Annotated in this window: 16 protein-coding genes and 1 pseudogene; 7 read left to right on the top strand and 10 right to left on the bottom strand. The window is 72.9% G+C overall.

Translation table 11 applies throughout. The features are described from left to right. The 5 genes and pseudogenes from ACFY1P_RS16650 to pdhA form a co-directional block, all read right to left on the bottom strand. Positions 1–1,572, bottom strand: coding sequence for a molybdopterin molybdotransferase MoeA (locus ACFY1P_RS16650; RefSeq protein WP_390750984.1), 1,572 nt, complete (start codon positions 1,570–1,572; stop codon positions 1–3). Positions 1,573–2,153: 581 nt separating this feature from the next. After that, positions 2,154–2,996, bottom strand: a pseudogene (locus ACFY1P_RS16645) (NTP transferase domain-containing protein); the annotation flags it as partial. Positions 2,997–3,041: 45 nt separating this feature from the next. Continuing rightward, positions 3,042–4,370, bottom strand: a complete 1,329-nt coding sequence (locus ACFY1P_RS16640) for a dihydrolipoamide acetyltransferase family protein (protein WP_390750965.1) — start codon at positions 4,368–4,370, stop codon at positions 3,042–3,044. After that, on the bottom strand, positions 4,370–5,416 hold the full coding sequence (locus tag ACFY1P_RS16635) for an alpha-ketoacid dehydrogenase subunit beta (protein ID WP_361523919.1): 1,047 nt from the start codon (positions 5,414–5,416) through the stop codon (positions 4,370–4,372). Before ACFY1P_RS16635 ends, ACFY1P_RS16640 begins: the two co-directional genes overlap by 1 nt. Beyond that, positions 5,416–6,564 carry a pyruvate dehydrogenase (acetyl-transferring) E1 component subunit alpha gene (gene pdhA / locus ACFY1P_RS16630; protein WP_361523921.1) on the bottom strand — a complete coding sequence of 383 codons (1,149 nt, stop codon included), beginning with the start codon at positions 6,562–6,564 and terminating at the stop codon, positions 5,416–5,418. The genes ACFY1P_RS16635 and pdhA overlap by 1 nt, the downstream gene beginning before the upstream one ends. Positions 6,565–6,744: 180 nt before the next feature. Between pdhA and ACFY1P_RS16625 the strand changes: the two genes are divergently transcribed. Next, the gene (locus ACFY1P_RS16625) at positions 6,745–7,248 is read left to right on the top strand and encodes an Lrp/AsnC family transcriptional regulator (protein WP_361523923.1); all 504 of its coding nucleotides are present in this window, start codon (positions 6,745–6,747) and stop codon (positions 7,246–7,248) included. 123 nt (positions 7,249–7,371) lie between these two features. On the opposite strand, the gene ACFY1P_RS16620 is transcribed toward ACFY1P_RS16625, so the two are convergent. Then, positions 7,372–7,962 carry a TetR/AcrR family transcriptional regulator gene (locus tag ACFY1P_RS16620; RefSeq protein ID WP_361523926.1) on the bottom strand — a complete coding sequence of 197 codons (591 nt, stop codon included), beginning with the start codon at positions 7,960–7,962 and terminating at the stop codon, positions 7,372–7,374. 2 nt (positions 7,963–7,964) lie between these two features. Beyond that, a complete protein-coding gene (locus ACFY1P_RS16615) occupies positions 7,965–9,482 on the bottom strand; it encodes a 3-hydroxyacyl-CoA dehydrogenase (protein WP_390750964.1) in 1,518 nt (505 codons plus the stop codon). 178 nt (positions 9,483–9,660) lie between these two features. Here ACFY1P_RS16615 and paaN point away from each other — a divergent pair, with 178 nt between their 5' ends. Then, positions 9,661–11,364, top strand: a complete 1,704-nt coding sequence (paaN, locus tag ACFY1P_RS16610; protein ID WP_390750963.1) for a phenylacetic acid degradation protein PaaN — start codon at positions 9,661–9,663, stop codon at positions 11,362–11,364. A 42-nt stretch (positions 11,365–11,406) separates the two neighbouring features. Here the strand turns inward: paaN and ACFY1P_RS16605 are convergent, their stop codons facing one another. The 3 genes from ACFY1P_RS16605 to ACFY1P_RS16595 are packed head-to-tail and all read right to left on the bottom strand — an operon-like array spanning position 11,407 to position 14,141. Then, positions 11,407–12,177, bottom strand: coding sequence for a TrmH family RNA methyltransferase (locus tag ACFY1P_RS16605; RefSeq protein ID WP_361523935.1), 771 nt, complete (start codon positions 12,175–12,177; stop codon positions 11,407–11,409). Positions 12,178–12,219: 42 nt separating this feature from the next. Then, complete coding sequence (locus ACFY1P_RS16600; RefSeq protein ID WP_390750962.1) at positions 12,220–13,473, bottom strand: HTTM domain-containing protein; 1,254 nt, start codon at positions 13,471–13,473, stop codon at positions 12,220–12,222. Then, entirely contained in the window at positions 13,470–14,141 is a 672-nt protein-coding gene (locus ACFY1P_RS16595; protein ID WP_390750961.1) for a DUF5819 family protein, read from the bottom strand. Before ACFY1P_RS16595 ends, ACFY1P_RS16600 begins: the two co-directional genes overlap by 4 nt. Positions 14,142–14,318: 177 nt before the next feature. Here ACFY1P_RS16595 and paaA point away from each other — a divergent pair, with 177 nt between their 5' ends. The 5 genes from paaA to ACFY1P_RS16570 all read left to right on the top strand — a co-directional run bounded on the left by paaA (position 14,319) and on the right by ACFY1P_RS16570 (position 18,119). After that, positions 14,319–15,281 (top strand): 1,2-phenylacetyl-CoA epoxidase subunit PaaA, encoded by a 963-nt coding sequence (paaA, locus tag ACFY1P_RS16590; RefSeq protein ID WP_361523944.1) that lies wholly within the window; start codon positions 14,319–14,321, stop codon positions 15,279–15,281. Continuing rightward, complete coding sequence (paaB, locus tag ACFY1P_RS16585; protein ID WP_361523947.1) at positions 15,278–15,565, top strand: 1,2-phenylacetyl-CoA epoxidase subunit PaaB; 288 nt, start codon at positions 15,278–15,280, stop codon at positions 15,563–15,565. Before paaA ends, paaB begins: the two co-directional genes overlap by 4 nt. A 65-nt stretch (positions 15,566–15,630) precedes the next feature. Then, complete coding sequence (gene paaC, locus ACFY1P_RS16580; protein ID WP_361524016.1) at positions 15,631–16,320, top strand: 1,2-phenylacetyl-CoA epoxidase subunit PaaC; 690 nt, start codon at positions 15,631–15,633, stop codon at positions 16,318–16,320. A 209-nt stretch (positions 16,321–16,529) separates the two neighbouring features. Then, complete coding sequence (gene paaD, locus ACFY1P_RS16575; RefSeq protein ID WP_390750983.1) at positions 16,530–17,006, top strand: 1,2-phenylacetyl-CoA epoxidase subunit PaaD; 477 nt, start codon at positions 16,530–16,532, stop codon at positions 17,004–17,006. After that, entirely contained in the window at positions 17,007–18,119 is a 1,113-nt protein-coding gene (locus tag ACFY1P_RS16570) for a 2Fe-2S iron-sulfur cluster-binding protein (protein ID WP_390750960.1), read from the top strand. Positions 18,120–18,122 lie beyond the last annotated feature (3 nt).

The following is an 18,122-nucleotide window of genomic DNA, read 5'->3' as shown; positions in this document are numbered from 1 at the left end:
TCAGGCCGCCGCCGGGGCCGCCCAAGGCAGGCTCAGCAGGCCCACCGTGTCGCCCGGTGCCGCGCCTCCGGGCGGGACGACCGCCAGCGCGTCGGCTGCCGCGAGGCCGCGCAGCATGGCGGGCCCGTGGAAGGCCAGGGGCCGTACGCGGTCGCCGGGCAGCCGCAGCACCGGCATCAGGCGGGTGTCCGTGGGGTGCCCCTGCGCGGCCTCGGCGAGGGTGGCCCGGGTGCGGGCCGGCGCGGGACGGCCGGAGAGCGTGCGCAGCAGCGGCTCCGCGAGGGTCAGCAGACCCGCGACGGCGGCCAGTGGATTGCCGGGAAGGCCGACCAGATGGCGGCCGGGCGCGAGCCGGGCCAGCAGCATGGGGTGGCCCGGCCGTACGGCGACGCCGTCGACCAGCAGCTCGGCGCCGACGCGGCGCAGGGTGGGGTGCACGTGGTCGACGGGGCCGGAGGCGGTGCCGCCCGTGGTGAGCACCAGGTCGGCGTCCGAGGCGGTGACCGCGTCGTGCAGGTCGTCCGCGTCGTCGCCGAGGCGCCGGGTCGCGATCATCTCGGTGCCGAGCGCGGCGAGCCAGGGGCCGAGCATGGGCCCCAGGGCGTCCCGGATCCGGCCGCCTTGGGGCAGGCCCTCCCGGAGCAGTTCGTCGCCGAGCACGAGGATCTCGACGCGGGGCCGCCGGGTGACGCGCAGCCGGTCGTAGCCCGCGGCGGCGGCCAGGCCGGCCACGGCCGGGCTGACGGTGGTGCCCTCGGGGAGCAGGTGGTCGCCGTGGCGGCACTCCTGGCCGCGGGGGCGGATGTCCTGGCCGTGGGTGACGCGGCGGGTGGCGTGCAGTTCGCCCTGGTCGGTCACCTTGCCGTGCTCGCTGCGCAGGACGGCGGTGGCTCCCGGCGGGACGCGGGCGCCGGTGGCGATGCGGACGGCGTGTCCGTCGCGGAGGGGCGTGGCACCGGAGTTGTCGGCTCCGGCCAGGACGTCGGTGCCGTCCTGGGGCGGCGGCAGCCGCCAGGGGCCGGGGCCGGAGACCGCCCAGCCGTCCATGGCCGAGGTGTCGAACGACGGGAGGTCGGTGAGGGCGTCCAGGGGATCCGCCAGCACCTGCCCCAGGGCTTCGCCGAGAGTCCGTTCCTCGGCGGGCAGCGCCTCGGCCGCCCGCGCGGCGGTCAGGTGGGCGCGCGGCCAGGGCGTGGCGGAGTGGGGTCGCGGGGGCAGGTGGTCAGCCATGGAGGTGCCGGACGGGGGGCGGGGGGACGACGACGGGTGGGACTGGTGGGGCTGGTGGGTCGGGTTGCCGGTCGGGGAGGGGGCGGCGGAGTCCGAGGCAGACGCGCCCGGGGAAGCGGGCTCGGGGGAGGAGGCGGAATCGGAAGGGCCGGAAGGGCCGGAAGGGCCGGAAGGGCCGGGAGAACCGGGAGGGCCGGGAGAACCGGGAGAGCAGGACGCGCGAGGGGCGAATTCCCCGAAAGGGTCGTCGGCGAAGAGGAATTCGTCGTCTCGTGCCGAGGAAGTGTTGCCGCGGATCCCGTCCGTGGAAGTGCCTTCGCGTCGGGACCCGTTCGTGGACATGCCGCCGCGGCCGCCGCCGACCACGCCACTTCCTATCGGCATCTCGCCGAAGGGGAAATATGCGATGGGGGTTTCGTCCTCATGCAAAGGCGCATCCGGTGACGCGGCAGGGCCGTCGGCATGACCTCCGGTCCGCGGGTCACGAGCGAACAATGCCAACGCCTCGTCGGCGGCCCGGTCGAGTGCGGAATCCGCGTCCTTGTCGGTCATTCCGACTCTTCGGCCTTGTCGTCGGAGCGGGGGGTTTTGTCCGCGGGGGCCGCGGGGGCCTCGGTGTTCACGGGGGCCTCGGGGTTCACGGGGGCTGCGGGCCGGTCTCCCCTGCCGTCTGCGGGCTTGCCCTGTGCGGTCGCGGCTTGCTGCTCCGTGGGGGCGGCGGGAGTGGAAGGCGTGGCAGGCGCGGCCTGTCCGGCGGGCGCGGCAGGCGTGGAAGGCATGGAAGGCGTGGAAGGCGTGGAAGGTGCGGCGGGGGCAGCCTGACCCGCAGGCGCAGCAGGCGCAGCAGGCGCAGCAGGCGCAGCAGGCGCAGCAGGCGCAGCGGACACTACGGGCGCAGCCTGACCCGCGGGCGCGGCTCGTCCAGGGGTTTCCGCCTCCTCGGCGGCCCAGCGCTCGGCCAGCGCGACCGCCTTCCGCGTGAGCTCGGCGACGGCCTCGGGGCCTCCGCCCCGCAGCCCGGCCGCGTAGCCGACCAGGAACGTCGTCAGGGGCGCGGCAGGGCGGGCCACACCGTGCGCGGCGTCGCGCGCGAGATCCAGAAGGGCGGCCGTGTCGACATCGAGATCGATGCCGAGTTCGGCCTTGGCAGCGGTGATCCATTCATCCAGCACCCTTCCATCGTCCCTGATGCGCGCGCGGGCGGCGGCGACGTCCTCCCAGGTGTCACAGTCGAAGGAGGCGTCCGGGTGCGGAAGGCGGCCGAGCGACAGCTCCGCCGTGAGCAGCCGCAGCGGGAGCCCGGACAGCGAGCCGTACTCGGCGGCGAGCAGCGCCAGTTCACGGCGGAGGGGCTCCGTCCGGTAGGCGGCGACCAGCGGCTGGTCGCGACCGCCGGGGTCGGCGAGCAGGACGCCCTCCACCGCGGAGCCCTCGCGGCCGACCTCGCGGAGCAGGGCCCGTACGGTCTCGGCGCGCAGGAACGGCAGGTCGGCGGAGAGCACGAGCGTGGTGGCGGCGGCCGTGTGCCGGAGCCCCGCGTCGAGCGCGGCGAGCGGCCCGCCGCCAGGGGGCCGCTCGCGTGTCCACCGCACGGGCCGTACGGTCGGCCGGCGCGGCCCGACGACGACGGTGTCCCCGGCCTCGGCGCACGCGCCGAGCACCCGGTCGAGCAGCGTACGACCGCCCACACTCAGGGCAGGCTTGTCCGCACCGCCCAGTCGGCCGGCCGCACCTCCGGCAAGCACTACGGCGTCATAAGCAGTCACCCGTCGAGTATGGCCGCTCGCGCGACGCCGTCCGCTGCCCTCCGTTCACAGGGAGCGCAGCAGCACCGCCGGGCGCTCGACGCAGTCGGCCACGTACCGCAGGAAGCCGCCCGCCGTGCCTCCGTCGCAGACCCGGTGGTCGAAGGTGAGGGACAGCTGCACCACCTGCCGTACGGCCAGCTCTCCTTCCCGCACCCAGGGCTTCGGCGCTATCCGGCCCACCCCGAGCATCGCTGCCTCCGGGTAGTTGATGATCGGCGTGGAGCCGTCGACACCGAACACCCCGTAGTTGTTCAGCGTGAACGTGCCTCCGGTCAGCTCCGCCGGGCCGAGCGTGCCCGTCCGCGCCGCCTCGGTGAGCCGGGCCATCTCCGCCGACAGGGCGGCGGCGTTGCGGGTGTGGGCGTCCCGCACGACGGGGACGACGAGCCCGCGGTCCGTCTGCGCGGCGAAGCCCAGATGCACGCCGGGGAGCCGCACGATCTCCTGTGCCTCGGTGTCCACGGTGGCGTTCAGCTCGGGGAACTCCGCCAGCGCCGAGATGCAGATCCGGGCCAGCAGGGCGAGGAGCGAGATCTTGGGCGCGTCGCCCGCGTTCATCGTCCGGCGGGCGGCGAGCAGTTCGGTGGCGTCGGCGTCCACCCAGCAGGTGGCGTCCGGGATCTCCCGGCGGCTCCTGCCGAGCTTCTCCGCGACCGCGCCGCGCACTCCGCGCAGCGGTATGCGCAGCGCCTCTGGCCGCATCGGCCTCTGTGCCGCACCGGCGCCCCGGAGAGCCGTCTCCCGCCCGTCCCGCCGCTCCGCCGTCGCCCGTTCGACATCGGCGCGCAGGATCAGGCCGTCGGGGCCGCTGCCGCGCACCTGCGCGAGGTCGAGCCCCCGCTCCCGGGCGATCCTCCGGACGAGCGGGGAGATCACCGCCCTGGCCGCCGCGACGGCGCTCCCGGGCGCCTCGGGTGCCGCGTGCTCCGCCGGCCCCGGGCGGTCTCCGTCCGGTGCGTGGAGCCGTCGCCGCCGTGCCGCGGGAGCCCGGGTGCCATAGCCGACCAGGACGTTCCCCGAGCCTTCCGGCGTGCCGCCCACGGCTCCCCCGGCCTGCCCGTCGCCGTCCGGCCCCACCGGGACCGGCTCGCCCACCGCCACCGTCAACAGCGGTGCTCCGACCGGGAGCTCGGTCCCCTCCTCGCCGAACCGTGCCGTCACCACGCCTCCGTAGGGGCACGGCACCTCGACCATGGCCTTGGCCGTCTCGACCTCCACCACGGGCTGGTCGACGGCGACCACGTCCCCCACCTTCACCAGCCAGCGGACGACTTCCGCCTCGGTGAGCCCCTCGCCCAGATCGGGCAGCTTGAACTCGCGCACCACGGCCATCAGCGCCCACCCCCCTCGTGCCCCGTGGACGTCCACTCCGATTCCCACTGCAAGCGCGCGACAGCGTCCAGCACCCGGTCCACGCCGGGCAGATGGTGCTGCTCCAGCATCGGCGGCGGATAGGGGATGTCGAACCCGGCGACGCGCAGCACCGGGGCCTCCAGGTGGTGGAAGCACCGCTCCGTGACCCGTGCGGCGATCTCCCCGCCGGGACCGCCGAAACCGGCCGACTCGTGCACGACGACGGCCCTGCCGGTGCGCCGTACGGACGCGCAGACGGTCTCCTCGTCGAACGGCACCAGGGATCTCAGGTCGACGACCTCGAGGTCCCACCCCTCCGCGAGCGCCGCCTCGGCCGCCTCCATGCAGACCGGTAGCGACGGCCCGTAGGTGATGAGGGTCGCGGACGAGCCCGGGCGCCGGACCAGCGCGCGGCCGATGCCGGGCACCGTCTCCGGATGCGCGGCGTCCCAGTGGTCCTTCGCCCAGTAGAGCCGCTTGGGCTCCAGGAAGATCACCGGGTCGTCGGAGGCGATCGCGGCGCGCAGCAGTCCGTACGCGTCGGCGACGGTCGCCGGGGCCACCACGTGGAGGCCCGGTGTGGCCATGTAATACGCCTCGGAGGAGTCGCTGTGGTGCTCGACCCCGCCGATCCCGCCGCCGTAGGGCACCCGCACCGTGAGCGGCATCGGCACGGCCCCGCGCGTGCGGTTGCGCATCCGGGAGACATGGCTGATCAGTTGCTCGAACGCGGGGTAGGCGAAGGCGTCGAACTGCATCTCCACCACCGGCCGCAGGCCGTACATGGCCATCCCGACGGCCGCGCCGAGGATGCCCGCCTCGGCCAGCGGTGTGTCCGTGCAGCGGTCCTCGCCGAATTCCTTGGCCAGCCCGTCGGTGACCCGGAAGACGCCGCCCAGGGCGCCCACGTCCTCACCGAGGACGTGGACGGACGGATCGTCGGCCATGGCGTCACGCAGTGCCCGGCCGAGCGCCTGCGCCATGGTGGCCGGCTTGTGGCCGGCCCTGACGGCCGCTGTGGTCATCACCGCGCCCCTTCCTGAGCGCCGGACTCCCCGGCGGCGGCGAGCTCGGCACGCAACCGGTCGGCCTGCTCGCGCAGTTGGGCGGTCTGCTCGGCGTAGACATGGGTGAAGAGCTCCATGGGGTCCAGGACGGGGTCCTGGTTCATCCGCTCGCGCAGATCGGCGGCCAGCCGCTCCGCGGCCTCCCGCTCGGCCTCGATCACGGCCGCGTCGATCAGCTTCCTGCTGGTCAACTCCCGCTCCAGCAGGTCGATCGGGTCGTGCGCCCGCCAGGTCTCGACCTCGGAGTCCGAGCGGTAGCGCGTGGCGTCGTCCGCGTTCGTATGGGCGTCGACGCGATAGGTGACGGCCTCGACCAGCGTGGGCCCCGCGCCGCCGCGGGCGCGGCGGACGGCCTCGGCGAGGACCTCGTGGACGGCTGCCACGTCATTGCCGTCGACCAGCCGGCCGGGCATGCCGTAACCGACGGCCTTGTGCGCGAAGGAGGGTGCGGCGGTCTGCTTCGCCAGGGGCACCGAGATCGCGAAGCCATTGTTCTGCACGAAGAAGACGACGGGGGCCTTCCACACGGCGGCGAAGTTGAGAGCCTCGTGGAAGTCGCCCTCGCTGGTGCCGCCGTCACCGATCATGGCGAGCGCGACGACGTCGTCCCCCTTGAGCCGCGCGGCGTGCGCGAGCCCGACGGCGTGCGGCAGTTGGGTGGCCAGCGGGGTGCACAGCGGCGCCACCCTGTGCTCGCGCGGGTCGTATCCGGTGTGCCAGTCACCGCGCAGCAGCGTCAGCGCCCGCACGGGATCGATCCCCCGGACCACGGCCGCGAGGGTGTCGCGATAGCTGGGAAACAGCCAGTCCCGCTCCTCCAGCACGAGCCCGGCGGCGACCTGGCACGCCTCCTGCCCGGTGGAGGAGGGATACACCGCCAGCCGGCCCTGGCGGGTGAGCGCGGTGGCCTGGCCGTTGTACCGCCGGCCGCGCACCAGCTGGCCGTAGAGCCGCTTCAGCAGCTCCGGGTCCAGCCCGGCGGCGGCGTCGGTGCCCAGCAGGCGGTACGGCTCCGGGTCGGGCAGCAGCGGCGCGGGGTCGGTGCGGGGCTGCCAGGCAGGGGGCGGGACAGGCCGGTACGAGCCGGGCTGCTCCAGAACCGTCATGACGAGCACCTCCTTTTGGGCGGGCTTGACCGGCCGCACGGCTCAGCACGCCGCACGCCCTCCCTACCGATTGTTCGGTCGTCGGCACATTTTGGCTACAGGCGACCCGAGCCTGTGGACAAACGGTTCTCCACAGCCTGAGATATGGACAGGACGTCCACGAAGGGGAGGCGGGGCGGTATGGCGGACGAACAGATGGCCTTCTCGGGCGGCAGGCCACCCGCCCGGCCGCTCGACGAGATCGACCGCGCGATCCTGCGGATGCTCCGGTCCGACGGCCGCGCCTCGATACGGTCCGTGTCCGAGCGGGTGCACGTCTCGCGCGCCAACGCCTACGCCCGGATCAACCGCCTCATCGACGACGGCGTGATACGCGGCTTCAGCGCCCGGATCGACCAGGAGCGCGCGGGCCAGAGCGCCTCGGCGTACATCACGCTGAAGATCGTCCAGAACTCCTGGCGCACGGTCCGCGAAAAGCTCCGGGCCCTTCCGGGAGCGGCCCATATCGCCCTGGTCAGCGGGGATTTCGATGTGCTGCTGCTCGTCCACACCAAGGACAACCACGCTCTGCGGGAGCTGGTGCTCACCCGCATCCAGGCCATGGACGAGGTGCTCAGCACCCGCACCCTCCTGATCTTCGAGGAGACGGACCTGGAGGAGGGGCGGGTGCCCGGGGAGGCCTGACCGGGCCGGCCCGTGGTGCGCGGCCCGCGTCAGCCTGGATCAGCCGGTGGCAGGCACCCGGGCCTGGATCAGCCGACGGCGGGCACCCGAGTCGGCCCGGGTCAGCCGGTGGCAGCGCCCGGGTCAGCCGGTGGTGCGCAGCCCCGCGAAGGCCGTGCGGACCACCGCGTCGGCCACCTCGTCGCTCGTGGCCCCGCCGCGCCCCGGCCGGTACCACTCCACCACGGAATTGATCATTCCGAAGAGCAGCCGGGTCGCCAGCCGGACGTCGACGTCGGCCCGCAGGTCGCCGTCGGCCGCGGCCCGCTTCAGCAGCTCGGCGACCTGGTGGTCGAACTCGCGGCGCCGCTCCATGGCCCAGCGCTCCGTGTCCGTGTTGCCCCGCACCCGCAGCAGCAGCGTCACGTAGGGCAGCTCGTCCATCAGGACTTCCACGGTCCGCCGGGTGACGTACTCCAGCCGTTCGATCGCCCGTCCCTCGGTGGCGCGCGGCTCGTCCAGGACGGCGAAGAGCCCGTCGAGAGCGCGGCTTATCGCGAGCCGGAGGAGCTCCTCCTTGCTCTTCACGTGGTGATAGATGGAGGACTTGGAGATTCCGGCCGCCTTGGAGAGGTGCTCCATGGACGTGCCGTCGTAGCCCCGCTCGTTGAACACCTCGACGGCGACCGCGAGCAGCGATTCGGGCGTGTAGGTGTCGCGCTTGGCCATGGTCATGATTACAGCAGGCTCTCTTCGACGGCTGCACGGCGGAGCAGCGGCTGGGACGGCGCGTAGCGGCCGTCGGGATATTCGGAGTGCAGGTTGCGCAGCATCCGGCTCACCCGGGCCGGGCCGAGGACCCGGCCCCACTCCAGCGGGCCGCGCGGGTGGTTCACGCCGAGGCACATGGCGGTGTCGACGTCCTCCGGGCCCGCGACGCCCCGGCCGACGGCGTCCTCGGCGAAGTCGACGAGCATGGCGACCGTACGGGCCACGATCATGCCCGGTGCGTCACCGATGACGCTGACCTGCTTGCCGAGTGCCTGGAAGAGGCCGGTCGCGGCCCGTACGTCCGCCGGGGAGGCGGTCGCGGAGGGCGCGAGGGCGACGCGGGCGCAGGTGCGGTAGTCGAGGGCCAGGTCGAAGTGGATCCGGGTGCCGGTGGGCTCCGTGGTGGCCGGGCGGCCCTGGGTGAGGGAGAGCTCCGCGCCGCCGGGAAGGACGAGATATCCCTCCGCCTCCGGCCCAGGGGCCTCGGTGAGGGTGATGCCGGCTTCCCGGATCAGCTCGGCCACCACCGCGCAGGCGCGGGGAAGCCGTCCGTGGACGGTGACTTCCGCGGGGGCATCGCACGGCTCCTCGGTACGCGGCCGCGGCCGCTCGGCTCCGGCCGTGTGGTCGTACCAGCCGCGGCCGCTCTTGCGGCCGAGCCGCCCGGCCTCCACGAGGCGGCGCTGCGCGAGCGAGGGCCTGAACTTCGGATCGTGGAAGAACGCCTCATGGACCGAACGGGTGACGGTTTCGTTCACATCCTGACCGATGAGGTCGGTGAGTTCGAAGGGGCCCATGGGAAAGCCGCCGCACTCGCGCAGGACGGCGTCGATGGTCGCGGGGTCGGCGGCCCGTTCCTCGTGGAGGCGGAACGCTTCGGCATAGAAGGGCCTGGCGACGCGATTGACGATGAAGCCCGGGGCGTCGGCACAGCGCACCGGCTTCTTCCCCCAGGCGGCCACGGTGTCGTACGCCCGCTCCGCCACGGCCTCGTCGGTGGCGAAGCCCCGGACGACCTCCACGAGCGGCAGCAGCGGTGCGGGGTTGAAGAAGTGCAGGCCGACGAGACGGCCGGGCAGCCGGAGTGCGCCCGCGACGGCGGTCACCGACAGGGACGAGGTGTTGGTGGCCAGCAGGCAGTCGTCAGGAACGACCGATTCCAGCTCCGCGAACAGCTTCTGTTTGACGGGCAGTTGTTCCAGAATCGCCTCGATGACGAGCGCCGAGTCAGCGAGATCGCCCAGTCGCGCGGCGGGGTGCAGGCGGGCCAGCGCCGCGTCGCGGCCCGCGGCGGTGAGCCTGCCCTTCTCCACGAGGCGGTCGAGGCGGGCTCCGATGGTCCGGGCGGCCTCGACGGCCCGCCCCTCGGCCGCGTCGTACAGCCGCACACCATGGCCCGCCACCAGGGCGACCTGGGCGATTCCCTGGCCCATGGTGCCGGTGCCGACGACTGCGACGGTCGCGTTCGGCTCGATTGCGGTCATGCCGGTGATCCTCCCCGATGAGTTGTCCACAGGTTCGCCGGGCCCCCTTGTCCCGACCGATCGTTCGGTTACTGTATCTACCGGGGGGAGTTCCCGGCCTCCCGAAGTGTCGCCCGCGCTCTGTCGCCCGAAGCCTGTCGCCCCATCCGAGCCCAGCTCGACGAGGAGTTGGTCAGCCGTGACCGCCGGACCCAGCACCGCCCAGTTGATCGAGAAGCACCTCCCCACGCTCGACCAGGCCCTGGACGCCATCCGCACGCGCGTCTATTGGTCCCCCTTCCCCGAGCATCCGAAGGCGTACGGCCCGGAGGGCGCCGTGCCCGGCAGCCTGGGCGCGGCGGAGGGCCAGGCCGCCTTCGAGGCGCTGCGCGGCAAGCGCTTCGAGCTGGACCAGCCGGGCTCGGACGGCTGGGCGGGCTCCGAAGTCTCGCCGTACGGACCGGAGCTGGGGATCGAGTATCCGCACCCAGGCGTCGAGGCGCTGCTCCCGGCCATGCGCGCGGCGATGCCGGGGTGGCGCGAGGCGGGTCCCCAGGCGCGGGCCGCGGTCTGTCTGGAGATCCTCACCCGGATCAACGCCCGTACGCACGAGTTCGCCCACGCGGTCATGCACACCAGTGGCCAGGCGTTCATGATGGCCTTCCAGGCCGGCGGCCCGCACGCCCAGGACCGCGGCCTGGAGGCCGTCGCCTATGCCTTCGCCGAGCAGATCCGCACCCCGGAGTCGGCCGACTGGTCCAAGCCGCAGGGCAAGCGCCCACCGCTGGAGCTGCGCAAGGAATTCACCGCGGTGCCGCGCGGCATCTCGCTGTTGATCGGCTGCAACACCTTCCCGACGTGGAACGGCTACCCCGGCCTGTTCGCCTCCCTGGCCACGGGCAACGCGGTCCTGGTCAAGCCGCATCCGCGCGCCGTGCTGCCGCTGGCCCTGACGGTGCGCGTGGCGCGCGAGGTCCTCCGCGAGGCGGGCTTCTCCCCCGACCTGGTCACGCTGGCCGCCGAGCGCGACGGCGAGGGCATCGCCAAGTCCCTTGCCGTGCGCCCGGAGATCCGCATCATCGACTACACCGGCTCCACCGCCTTCGGCGACTGGCTGGAGGCCAACGCCCGCCAGGCACAGGTCTTCACGGAGAAGGCCGGGGTGAACACGGTCGTCATCGACTCCACCGACGATTACAAGGGCCTGCTGAGCAATCTCGCCTTCTCGCTGTCCCTCTACAGCGGCCAGATGTGCACCACCCCGCAGAATCTCCTCATCCCGCGCGACGGCATCACCACGGACGCCGGGCCGAAGACGTACGACGAGGTGGTGGCCGACCTCGCCGCCGCCGTGGAGGGCCTGCTGGGTGACGACGCCAGGGCCAACGCCCTGCTGGGCGCGATCGTCAACGGCCAGGTCAAGGAGCGCCTCGACGCCGCCGCGCAGCTCGGTGAAGTCGCCCTCGCCTCACGGGCCGTGCCCAACCCCGACTTCCCCGACGCCACGGTGCGCACGCCGGTGATCGTCAAACTGGACGGCGCCAAGCCCGACTCCGAGGCGGCTTATCTGTCGGAGTGCTTCGGTCCGGTGTCCTTCGCCGTCGCGGTGGACTCGGCCGCGGACGCCGTCGAACTGCTGCGGCGCACGGTGCGGGAGAAGGGCGCGATGACCGTCGGCGCGTACACCACCTCGCCGGAGGTCGAGCGGCTGGTGGAGGCGGCCTGCCTGGAGGAGTGCGCCCAGCTCTCCCTCAACCTGACGGGCGGGGTGTACGTCAACCAGACCGCCGCCTTCTCCGACTTCCACGGTTCCGGCGGCAATCCGGCGGCCAACGCGGTGCTGTGCGACAGCGCGTTCGTCGCGAGCCGTTTCCGGACGGTGGAAGTGCGGCGCCCGGTCTAGGCCGCGCGGGCCGGGGCTCGCGCCGCGGACGGCGGGCGGCCCTCAGCCGAGAGGCCGGTCCGCGCCCGGTCCGCCCCAGTGGAAGAGGGCCATGGCGACGCTCGTGGCGAGGTTGTAGCTGGAGACCTGCGGCCGCATGGGAAGGGCGACCAGCCGGGTCGCCCTCTCCCGCAGGTCGGGCGAGATGCCGTGCCGCTCGGAGCCGAAGGCGATGAGCGCGTCGTCCGGGAAGTCGACGGACCGGATGTCGTCGCCTTCCGGATCCAGCGCGAAGACGGGGCCGGGCGGCAGCTCGGGCAGCGGCAGCCGCTCGACCGCGGTCGCGTAGTGCAGTCCCGCCCCGGCGCGTACGGCGTTGGGGTGCCAGGGGTCCATGTCACCGGTCGTGACCACGCCGGTGACGCCGAAGCCCGCGGCCAGGCGGATGACGGCACCGACGTTCCCGAGGTTGCGGGGATTGTCCAGCACGATGACGGGTGCGAGCCGCGGTGCCCGCGACAGGATGTCGAGGTTCTTCCGGCGATCCGGCCTGACCGCCAGCGCGGCCACCCCCGTGGGGTGGATCCGGGGCAGCAGCTCCCGCAGGTCCCGCGCCGGGATCTCCACGAGCCGCTCGGCGAGCTCCTCGGTGAGGTCGTCGGCCAGCTCGGCGGCGAGCGCCAGGGTGGCCTCCTTGTCGGCGCAGAGGGCCGACCGCACGTCCGCGCCGAAGCGAAGCGCGTGCTTCAAGGCGTGGAAGCCGTCGAGCAGTACGGCGTCAGGGGCGAGCTCGCCCCACTGTCGTACTGCGGCCACGGCTACGTCCTCGGTCATGCCCCTCAGCCTACGGTCCCGCCCCGGGTGGGCCGCCCCCGCTCAGCCCACGAGGCTGCGGGGGCTCTCCTCGTCCTCGCGCTGCGAGGGGATCGAGGCCGCGCGGGCGGGCAACAGCCGGTCGCGGGCGCGACCGGTGAGCGCGCCGACGCGGCGCAGGAAGGAGGTGGGCAGGAAGACGGCGTCCGCCACGATCATCGCCAGGGAGAAGAACGGCAGCCCGAGGGTGACGGCGATGCCGAGGTGCTCGCACATCATCACGGCCAGCAGGACGTTCTTGGCCCGCCGGTTCAGCAGGGTGAAGGGGAACGCGACCTGCACCGCCACCGTGCCGTAGCTGAGCAGCAGCACGATGACGCTGTTGCCCCCGAGGATGTCGGAGAGTTCGGGCCAGGGCGAGAAGTAGTCGAGGTGCAGCGGGTAGTAGAGCGCCGTGCCGTCCTGCCAGCGCGAGCCCTGGATCTTGTACCAGCCGGCCGTGGAGTAGATCAGGCAGACCTCCGCCATGATGACCAGCAGCGTGGCGTTGTGCGCCAGGTTGGCGAACGCGTCGAGGACCGTGCGCGGCTCCCCTGGGGCGTAGCGCCGCACGCACCACCACAGGCCCTGTACGAGCCAGAGCCCCCAGAAGACGGCCGACCAGCCGAGGCCGGGGAGCGGGCCGTCGGCGGTCCAGGACATCCGGCTGTTGCCGAGGGCCTCCGTGACGGCCAGCGCGAGGCCGCAGCCGGCCCACAGGAGGATGCCGGTGACATCCAGGCCGGCAGGGGCACCGGGGCCCGTTCCGCCGGTCCGCCCGTCGTCCGCCGCCTCGTCCCGCCGCCGGCGGGCGCGCCGGGCGTCGAGGGACCACACCAGTCCGCAGCGGGTGAGGACGGTGTAAAGGGCCAGCAGGTGGATGACGTTGTCGCCGCCGTCGCCGAGGAAGACGCTGCGGTTCTGGAGCGACAGCACTCCGATCATGAACAGCACGGACATGGTCCGCGTCCGCCACCCGAGCATCAGCAGGGCGCTGGAGACGATGGCGAGGGCGTAGACGGTCTCGAACCACAGGGTGCTGTCGGACCAGACGAGCGCGGTGAAGGCGTGGTTGTCGGCGGTCAGCCGACGGGCCATGTCCCAGCTCCACGGGCCGTCGGGCCCGTACATCTCATGGCGGTTGGGCCACTCGCGGAGCAGGAAGCACAGCCATGCGAAGGAGATGCCGATCCGGATCACGGCCGTCTGGTAGCGGCCGAGGGCGGAGCGGGTGACGCGGTCGATTCCCCGGGCGAGCGGGGCGAGGGGAGCGCTCACCGGTTCTTCGCCTCCGGGAGGTCGGCGGTGGTGACCGGCCACCAGTTCAGCACGCGGTAGGCGGGCTTGGTCCCCACCTTCTCGTCGCTCCAGGGCGGCGGCGCCACGGACCGGGTCATCGACCGCACCTGGACGCGGTCGACCGGCCGGCCGTCCCGCTCGCTGCCGAGCCGGAGCAGGACGATGCGCCGGATGTACTGCTCGGAAAGGTTTCCGCGCAGGCCGTTGGGCTGCTCGCGGGTGTCGTGCGTGCTCACGTAGAAGTCCCAGGCGCGCCGCACCTCGTTCTGCTGGGTGTGGCTCGGGAAGAGGTTGTGATGTATCTCGGCACCGTCCTGGGCGGAGAGGTCGATCCACGGGGTGAACACGGAACGGCCGTCCTGGCCGCGCAGCTCGGCGCGGGCCTGGACGGCGATGTTCTGCTGAAGGGGGTTCGGGGCGAAGAGCTTCCAGTTCTGCTCGAACTCCGGATAGATGTAATCGCCAATGGCCGCCGCGTGCTGCTTACTGATCGCGTTCGGCGGCGCGACGTGCAGGAACACCATCGCCAGGTGCACCGCGGTGGCCACCGTCACGACGGCGACGCCGAGGGCGACGGCGACGCGCGCGGGCAGGGACAGCCCCGCGACGGAGCCGGCCCGCTCGTCGTGCTCGTCATCCGTCTCCATGTCCCGCCCCGATCCTGCGCGCTGCCTGTATTCGTGCACCCGAACCGTACCCAGGACCTCCCGAAGGGCCCAGCGCGGAGGAGCTATCCACAGGCTTGACACCTCCCGATCCGGCAGCCCACCATTGAACCGAACGATCGGTCGGTCGGGAGTTCAGGGAAGGGCAGGGGGCGTGCCATGACGACGACGGCGCCGGACGCACGGACATATGAGGCGGATTTCGACGCCGCGCTGGCGGCCGACGAGCGCATCGAGCCACGCGACTGGATGCCCGACGCCTATCGCGCCTCGCTCGTCCGCCAGATAGCGCAGCATGCCCACTCGGAGATCATCGGCATGCAGCCCGAGGCCAACTGGATCACTCGCGCGCCCTCGCTGCGCCGCAAGGCCATCCTGATGGCCAAAGTGCAGGACGAGGCGGGCCACGGCCTGTATCTCTACAGCGCCGCCGAGACCCTGGGCACCGGGCGCGACGAGCTGCTCGACAAGCTGCACTCCGGTCGCCAGAAGTATTCGTCGATCTTCAACTACCCCACGCTGACCTGGGCGGATGTGGGCGCCATCGGCTGGCTCGTGGACGGCGCGGCCATCACCAACCAGGTCCCGCTGTGCCGCTGTTCCTACGGGCCCTATGCCCGCGCCATGGTCCGCATCTGCAAGGAGGAGTCCTTCCACCAGCGCCAGGGCTACGAGCTGCTGCTCACCCTCAGCCGCGGCACCGAGGCCCAGCACGCCATGGCGCAGGACGCCGTGGACCGCTGGTGGTGGCCGTCCCTGATGATGTTCGGCCCCCCGGACGACGAATCCGCCCATTCGGCCCAGTCCATGGCCTGGAAGATCAAGCGCCATTCGAACGACGAGCTGCGCCAGCGGTTCGTGGACATCTGCGTCCCCCAGGCCGAATCTCTCGGCCTGACCCTCCCCGACCCGGACCTGCGGTGGAACGAGGAGCGTGGCCACCACGACTTCGGCGCCATCGACTGGGACGAGTTCCACGAGGTGCTGCGCGGCAACGGCCCGTGCAACGAACAGCGGATCAGCCGACGGAAGCAGGCACACGAGGAAGGCGCGTGGGTGCGCGAGGCCGCCGCCGCCCATGCCCGCAAGCACGGCGGCGCACCAGGGGAGGCAGGGGCATGACGAGCACCGACTGGCCACTGTGGGAGGTGTTCGTGCGCAGCAGGCGCGGGCTGTCGCACACCCACGCCGGAAGCCTGCACGCACCGGACGCGGCCATGGCGCTGCGCAACGCCCGGGATCTCTACACCCGGCGCTCCGAAGGCGTCTCCATCTGGGTCGTGCCCTCCGCCCAGGTCACCGCCTCCTCACCGGACGAGAAGGACCCCTTCTTCGAACCCGCCGCGGACAAGCCCTACCGCCACCCGACCTTCTACGAGATCCCGGAGGGGGTGCGGCACCTGTGAAGCCCCCGCTCCCGGGCACCTCACCGCAGGCACCGGCCAGCGCCGACGTCCCCTTCGCCGCGGCTCTGGCCCTCGGTGACGACGCCCTCGTGCTGTCCCACCGGCTGGGGGAGTGGGCGGGCCGCGCGCCCGTCCTGGAGGAGGAGGTCGCCCTCGCCAATATCGCGCTGGACCTGCTCGGCCAGGCCCGCTTCCTGCTCTCCCTCATCGGCGACGAGGACGAGCTGGCCTATCTCCGGGAGGAGCGCGCCTTCCGCAACGTCCAGCTGGTCGAGCAGCCAGGCGGCGACTTCGCCCACACCATCGCCCGCCAGCTGTACTTCTCCACCTACCAGGAGCTGCTGTACGGGCAGTTGGCCGCGGGGGACGGCCCCTTCGCGCCCCTGGCGGGGAAGGCGGTCAAGGAGGTCGCCTACCACCGTGACCACGCCGAGCACTGGACGCTCCGGCTCGGCGACGGCACGCGGGAGAGCCACCGGCGGATGCAGACCGCGCTCGACGCACTGTGGCGGTATACGGGAGAGCTGTTCGACCCGGTCGACGGTCTCGATGTCGATGTGTCCGCCCTGCGCGACGGCTGGCTGGCCCTGATCACCAGGACCCTCGAACAGGCCACCCTGACGCTGCCCACCGGCCCGCAGTCCGGCGCATGGACGGCCGGAGCGGGTCGACAGGGCCTCCACACCGAGCCGTTCGGGCGGATGCTCGCGGAGATGCAGCATCTGCACCGCAGCCACCCGGGGGCGACATGGTGACCGAACCGGCCCCGCTGGAACCGATCCCACGCGACGCGACCCCGGTGGATCCGGACCCGCCCGACGCGACCCCGGGGGACCCGACGGCACTGGGCCCGACCCCGCCAGCCCCGACCCGGCCGGACCCGACCCCGCCAGCCCCGACCCGGCCGGACCCGACGGCGCCGGACCCGACCGCTCCGGGCCCGACCCCGCCGGCCCCGACCGCGCTGGAGCAGCGTCTTCTGGAGCTGGCCGGTGCCGTGCCCGATCCGGAGCTGCCCGTGCTGACCCTGGCCGAGCTGGGCGTGCTGCGTGGCCTGCACCTGAGCGGTCCCGGGCGGGTGGAGGTGGAGCTCACCCCGACCTACACCGGCTGCCCGGCGATCGAGGCGATGTCGGCGGACATAGAGCGGGTCCTGCACGGTCAGGGCATACCCGAGGTCGAGGTGCGCACGGTCCTCGCCCCGGCGTGGTCCACGGACGACATCACGCCCGAAGGGCGCCGCAAGCTGGCCGAGTTCGGGGTGGCACCGCCTCGGAGCACGAGGCCGGAGGGGCCGGTCCCGGTGTCGCTCGGCATCCGCTGCCCGCACTGCGGCTCCACGGATACCACGCTGCTGAGCCGCTTCTCCTCGACCGCCTGCAAGGCCCTGCGACGCTGCGAGGCGTGCCGCGAACCGTTCGATCACTTCAAGGAGTTGTAGATGCCTGTAGCAGCCCGCCACGGCGCCTTCCACCCCTTGCGAGTGACGGCCGTCGACCCGCTCACGGACGACGCGGTGGCCCTGACCTTCGCCGTCCCCCCGGAGCTGCGGGAGGTCTATCGCTACGCGGCGGGCCAGCACATCACCCTCCGCAGGAGCACGGAGGACGGCGAGGCCCGGCGCACCTACTCCCTCTGCGGCCCCGCCCCGGCACCGGGCACCGGCGAAGTGGCCGAACTGCGGGTCGGGGTGCGGCTGGTGGACGGCGGGGTGTTCTCCACCTACGCGCTGAAGGAGCTGGCCGCGGGGGACACGGTGGAGGTGATGGCACCGGCCGGACGGTTCGTGCTGGAGCCCCGCCCGGGGCACTTCGCGGCGATCGTCGGCGGCAGCGGGATCACCCCCGTCCTGTCCATCGCCTCGACCCTGCTCGCGCGGGTGCCCGACGCCAGGTTCTGCCTCATACGCAGCGACCGGACCACCGCGTCCGCGATGTTCCTGGAGGAGGTCGCCGACCTCAAGGACCGCTGGCCCGACCGCTTCCAGCTGGTGCACGTCCTCTCCCGCGAGGAGCAGCAGGCGGGGCTCCCGTCCGGGCGGCTGGACGAGGAGCGGCTGACCCGGTTGCTGCCCGCACTGCTCCCGGTGGAGGAGGTGGACGGCTGGTTCCTGTGCGGCCCTCATGGCCTGGTGCGGGAGGCCGAGCGGGCGCTGCGCGCCCTGGGGGTCGGCCGTGACCGTGTCCACCAGGAGATATTCCACGTCGACACCACCTCGGACACCGCCTCGGACACGGCCCCGGCCGGCTCCCCCACCACTGCCGCCCCCGCCCCGGCGCACAGCACCGTGACCGCGACGCTGGACGGGCGCAGCGGCAGCTGGCCGGTGCGGGAGGGCGAGCCGCTGCTGGACGCCGTGTTGCGCAGCCGCGCCGACGCCCCGTACGCCTGCAAGGGCGGGGTGTGCGGCACCTGCCGGGCCTTCCTGGTCAGGGGTGAGGTCCGGATGGACCGGAATTTCGCGCTGGAGCCGGAGGAACTGGAGGCCGGGTATGTGCTGGCCTGCCAGTCGCACCCGGTCACGGAGGAGGTGGAGCTGGACTTCGACCGCTGAGCG

Origin of the sequence: Streptomyces sp. NPDC001407 (genome assembly GCF_042895325.1) — a bacterium.
Classification (GTDB): domain Bacteria; phylum Actinomycetota; class Actinomycetes; order Streptomycetales; family Streptomycetaceae; genus Streptomyces.
This window is presented reverse-complemented; position numbering and strand designations above follow the sequence as displayed.

Coding starts and splice junctions, on each gene's coding strand:
- ACFY1P_RS16650 (WP_390750984.1), bottom strand. CDS start 1,572: ATGTCCACGAACGGGTCCCGACGCGAAGGCACTTCCACGGACGGGATC.
- ACFY1P_RS16640 (WP_390750965.1), bottom strand. CDS start 4,370: ATGGCCGTGGTGCGCGAGTTCAAGCTGCCCGATCTGGGCGAGGGGCTC.
- ACFY1P_RS16635 (WP_361523919.1), bottom strand. CDS start 5,416: ATGACCACAGCGGCCGTCAGGGCCGGCCACAAGCCGGCCACCATGGCG.
- pdhA (WP_361523921.1), bottom strand. CDS start 6,564: ATGACGGTTCTGGAGCAGCCCGGCTCGTACCGGCCTGTCCCGCCCCCT.
- ACFY1P_RS16625 (WP_361523923.1), top strand. CDS start 6,745: ATGGCGGACGAACAGATGGCCTTCTCGGGCGGCAGGCCACCCGCCCGG.
- ACFY1P_RS16620 (WP_361523926.1), bottom strand. CDS start 7,962: ATGACCATGGCCAAGCGCGACACCTACACGCCCGAATCGCTGCTCGCG.
- ACFY1P_RS16615 (WP_390750964.1), bottom strand. CDS start 9,482: ATGACCGCAATCGAGCCGAACGCGACCGTCGCAGTCGTCGGCACCGGC.
- ACFY1P_RS16605 (WP_361523935.1), bottom strand. CDS start 12,177: ATGACCGAGGACGTAGCCGTGGCCGCAGTACGACAGTGGGGCGAGCTC.
- ACFY1P_RS16595 (WP_390750961.1), bottom strand. CDS start 14,141: ATGGAGACGGATGACGAGCACGACGAGCGGGCCGGCTCCGTCGCGGGG.
- paaA (WP_361523944.1), top strand. CDS start 14,319: ATGACGACGACGGCGCCGGACGCACGGACATATGAGGCGGATTTCGAC.
- paaB (WP_361523947.1), top strand. CDS start 15,278: ATGACGAGCACCGACTGGCCACTGTGGGAGGTGTTCGTGCGCAGCAGG.
- ACFY1P_RS16570 (WP_390750960.1), top strand. CDS start 17,007: ATGCCTGTAGCAGCCCGCCACGGCGCCTTCCACCCCTTGCGAGTGACG.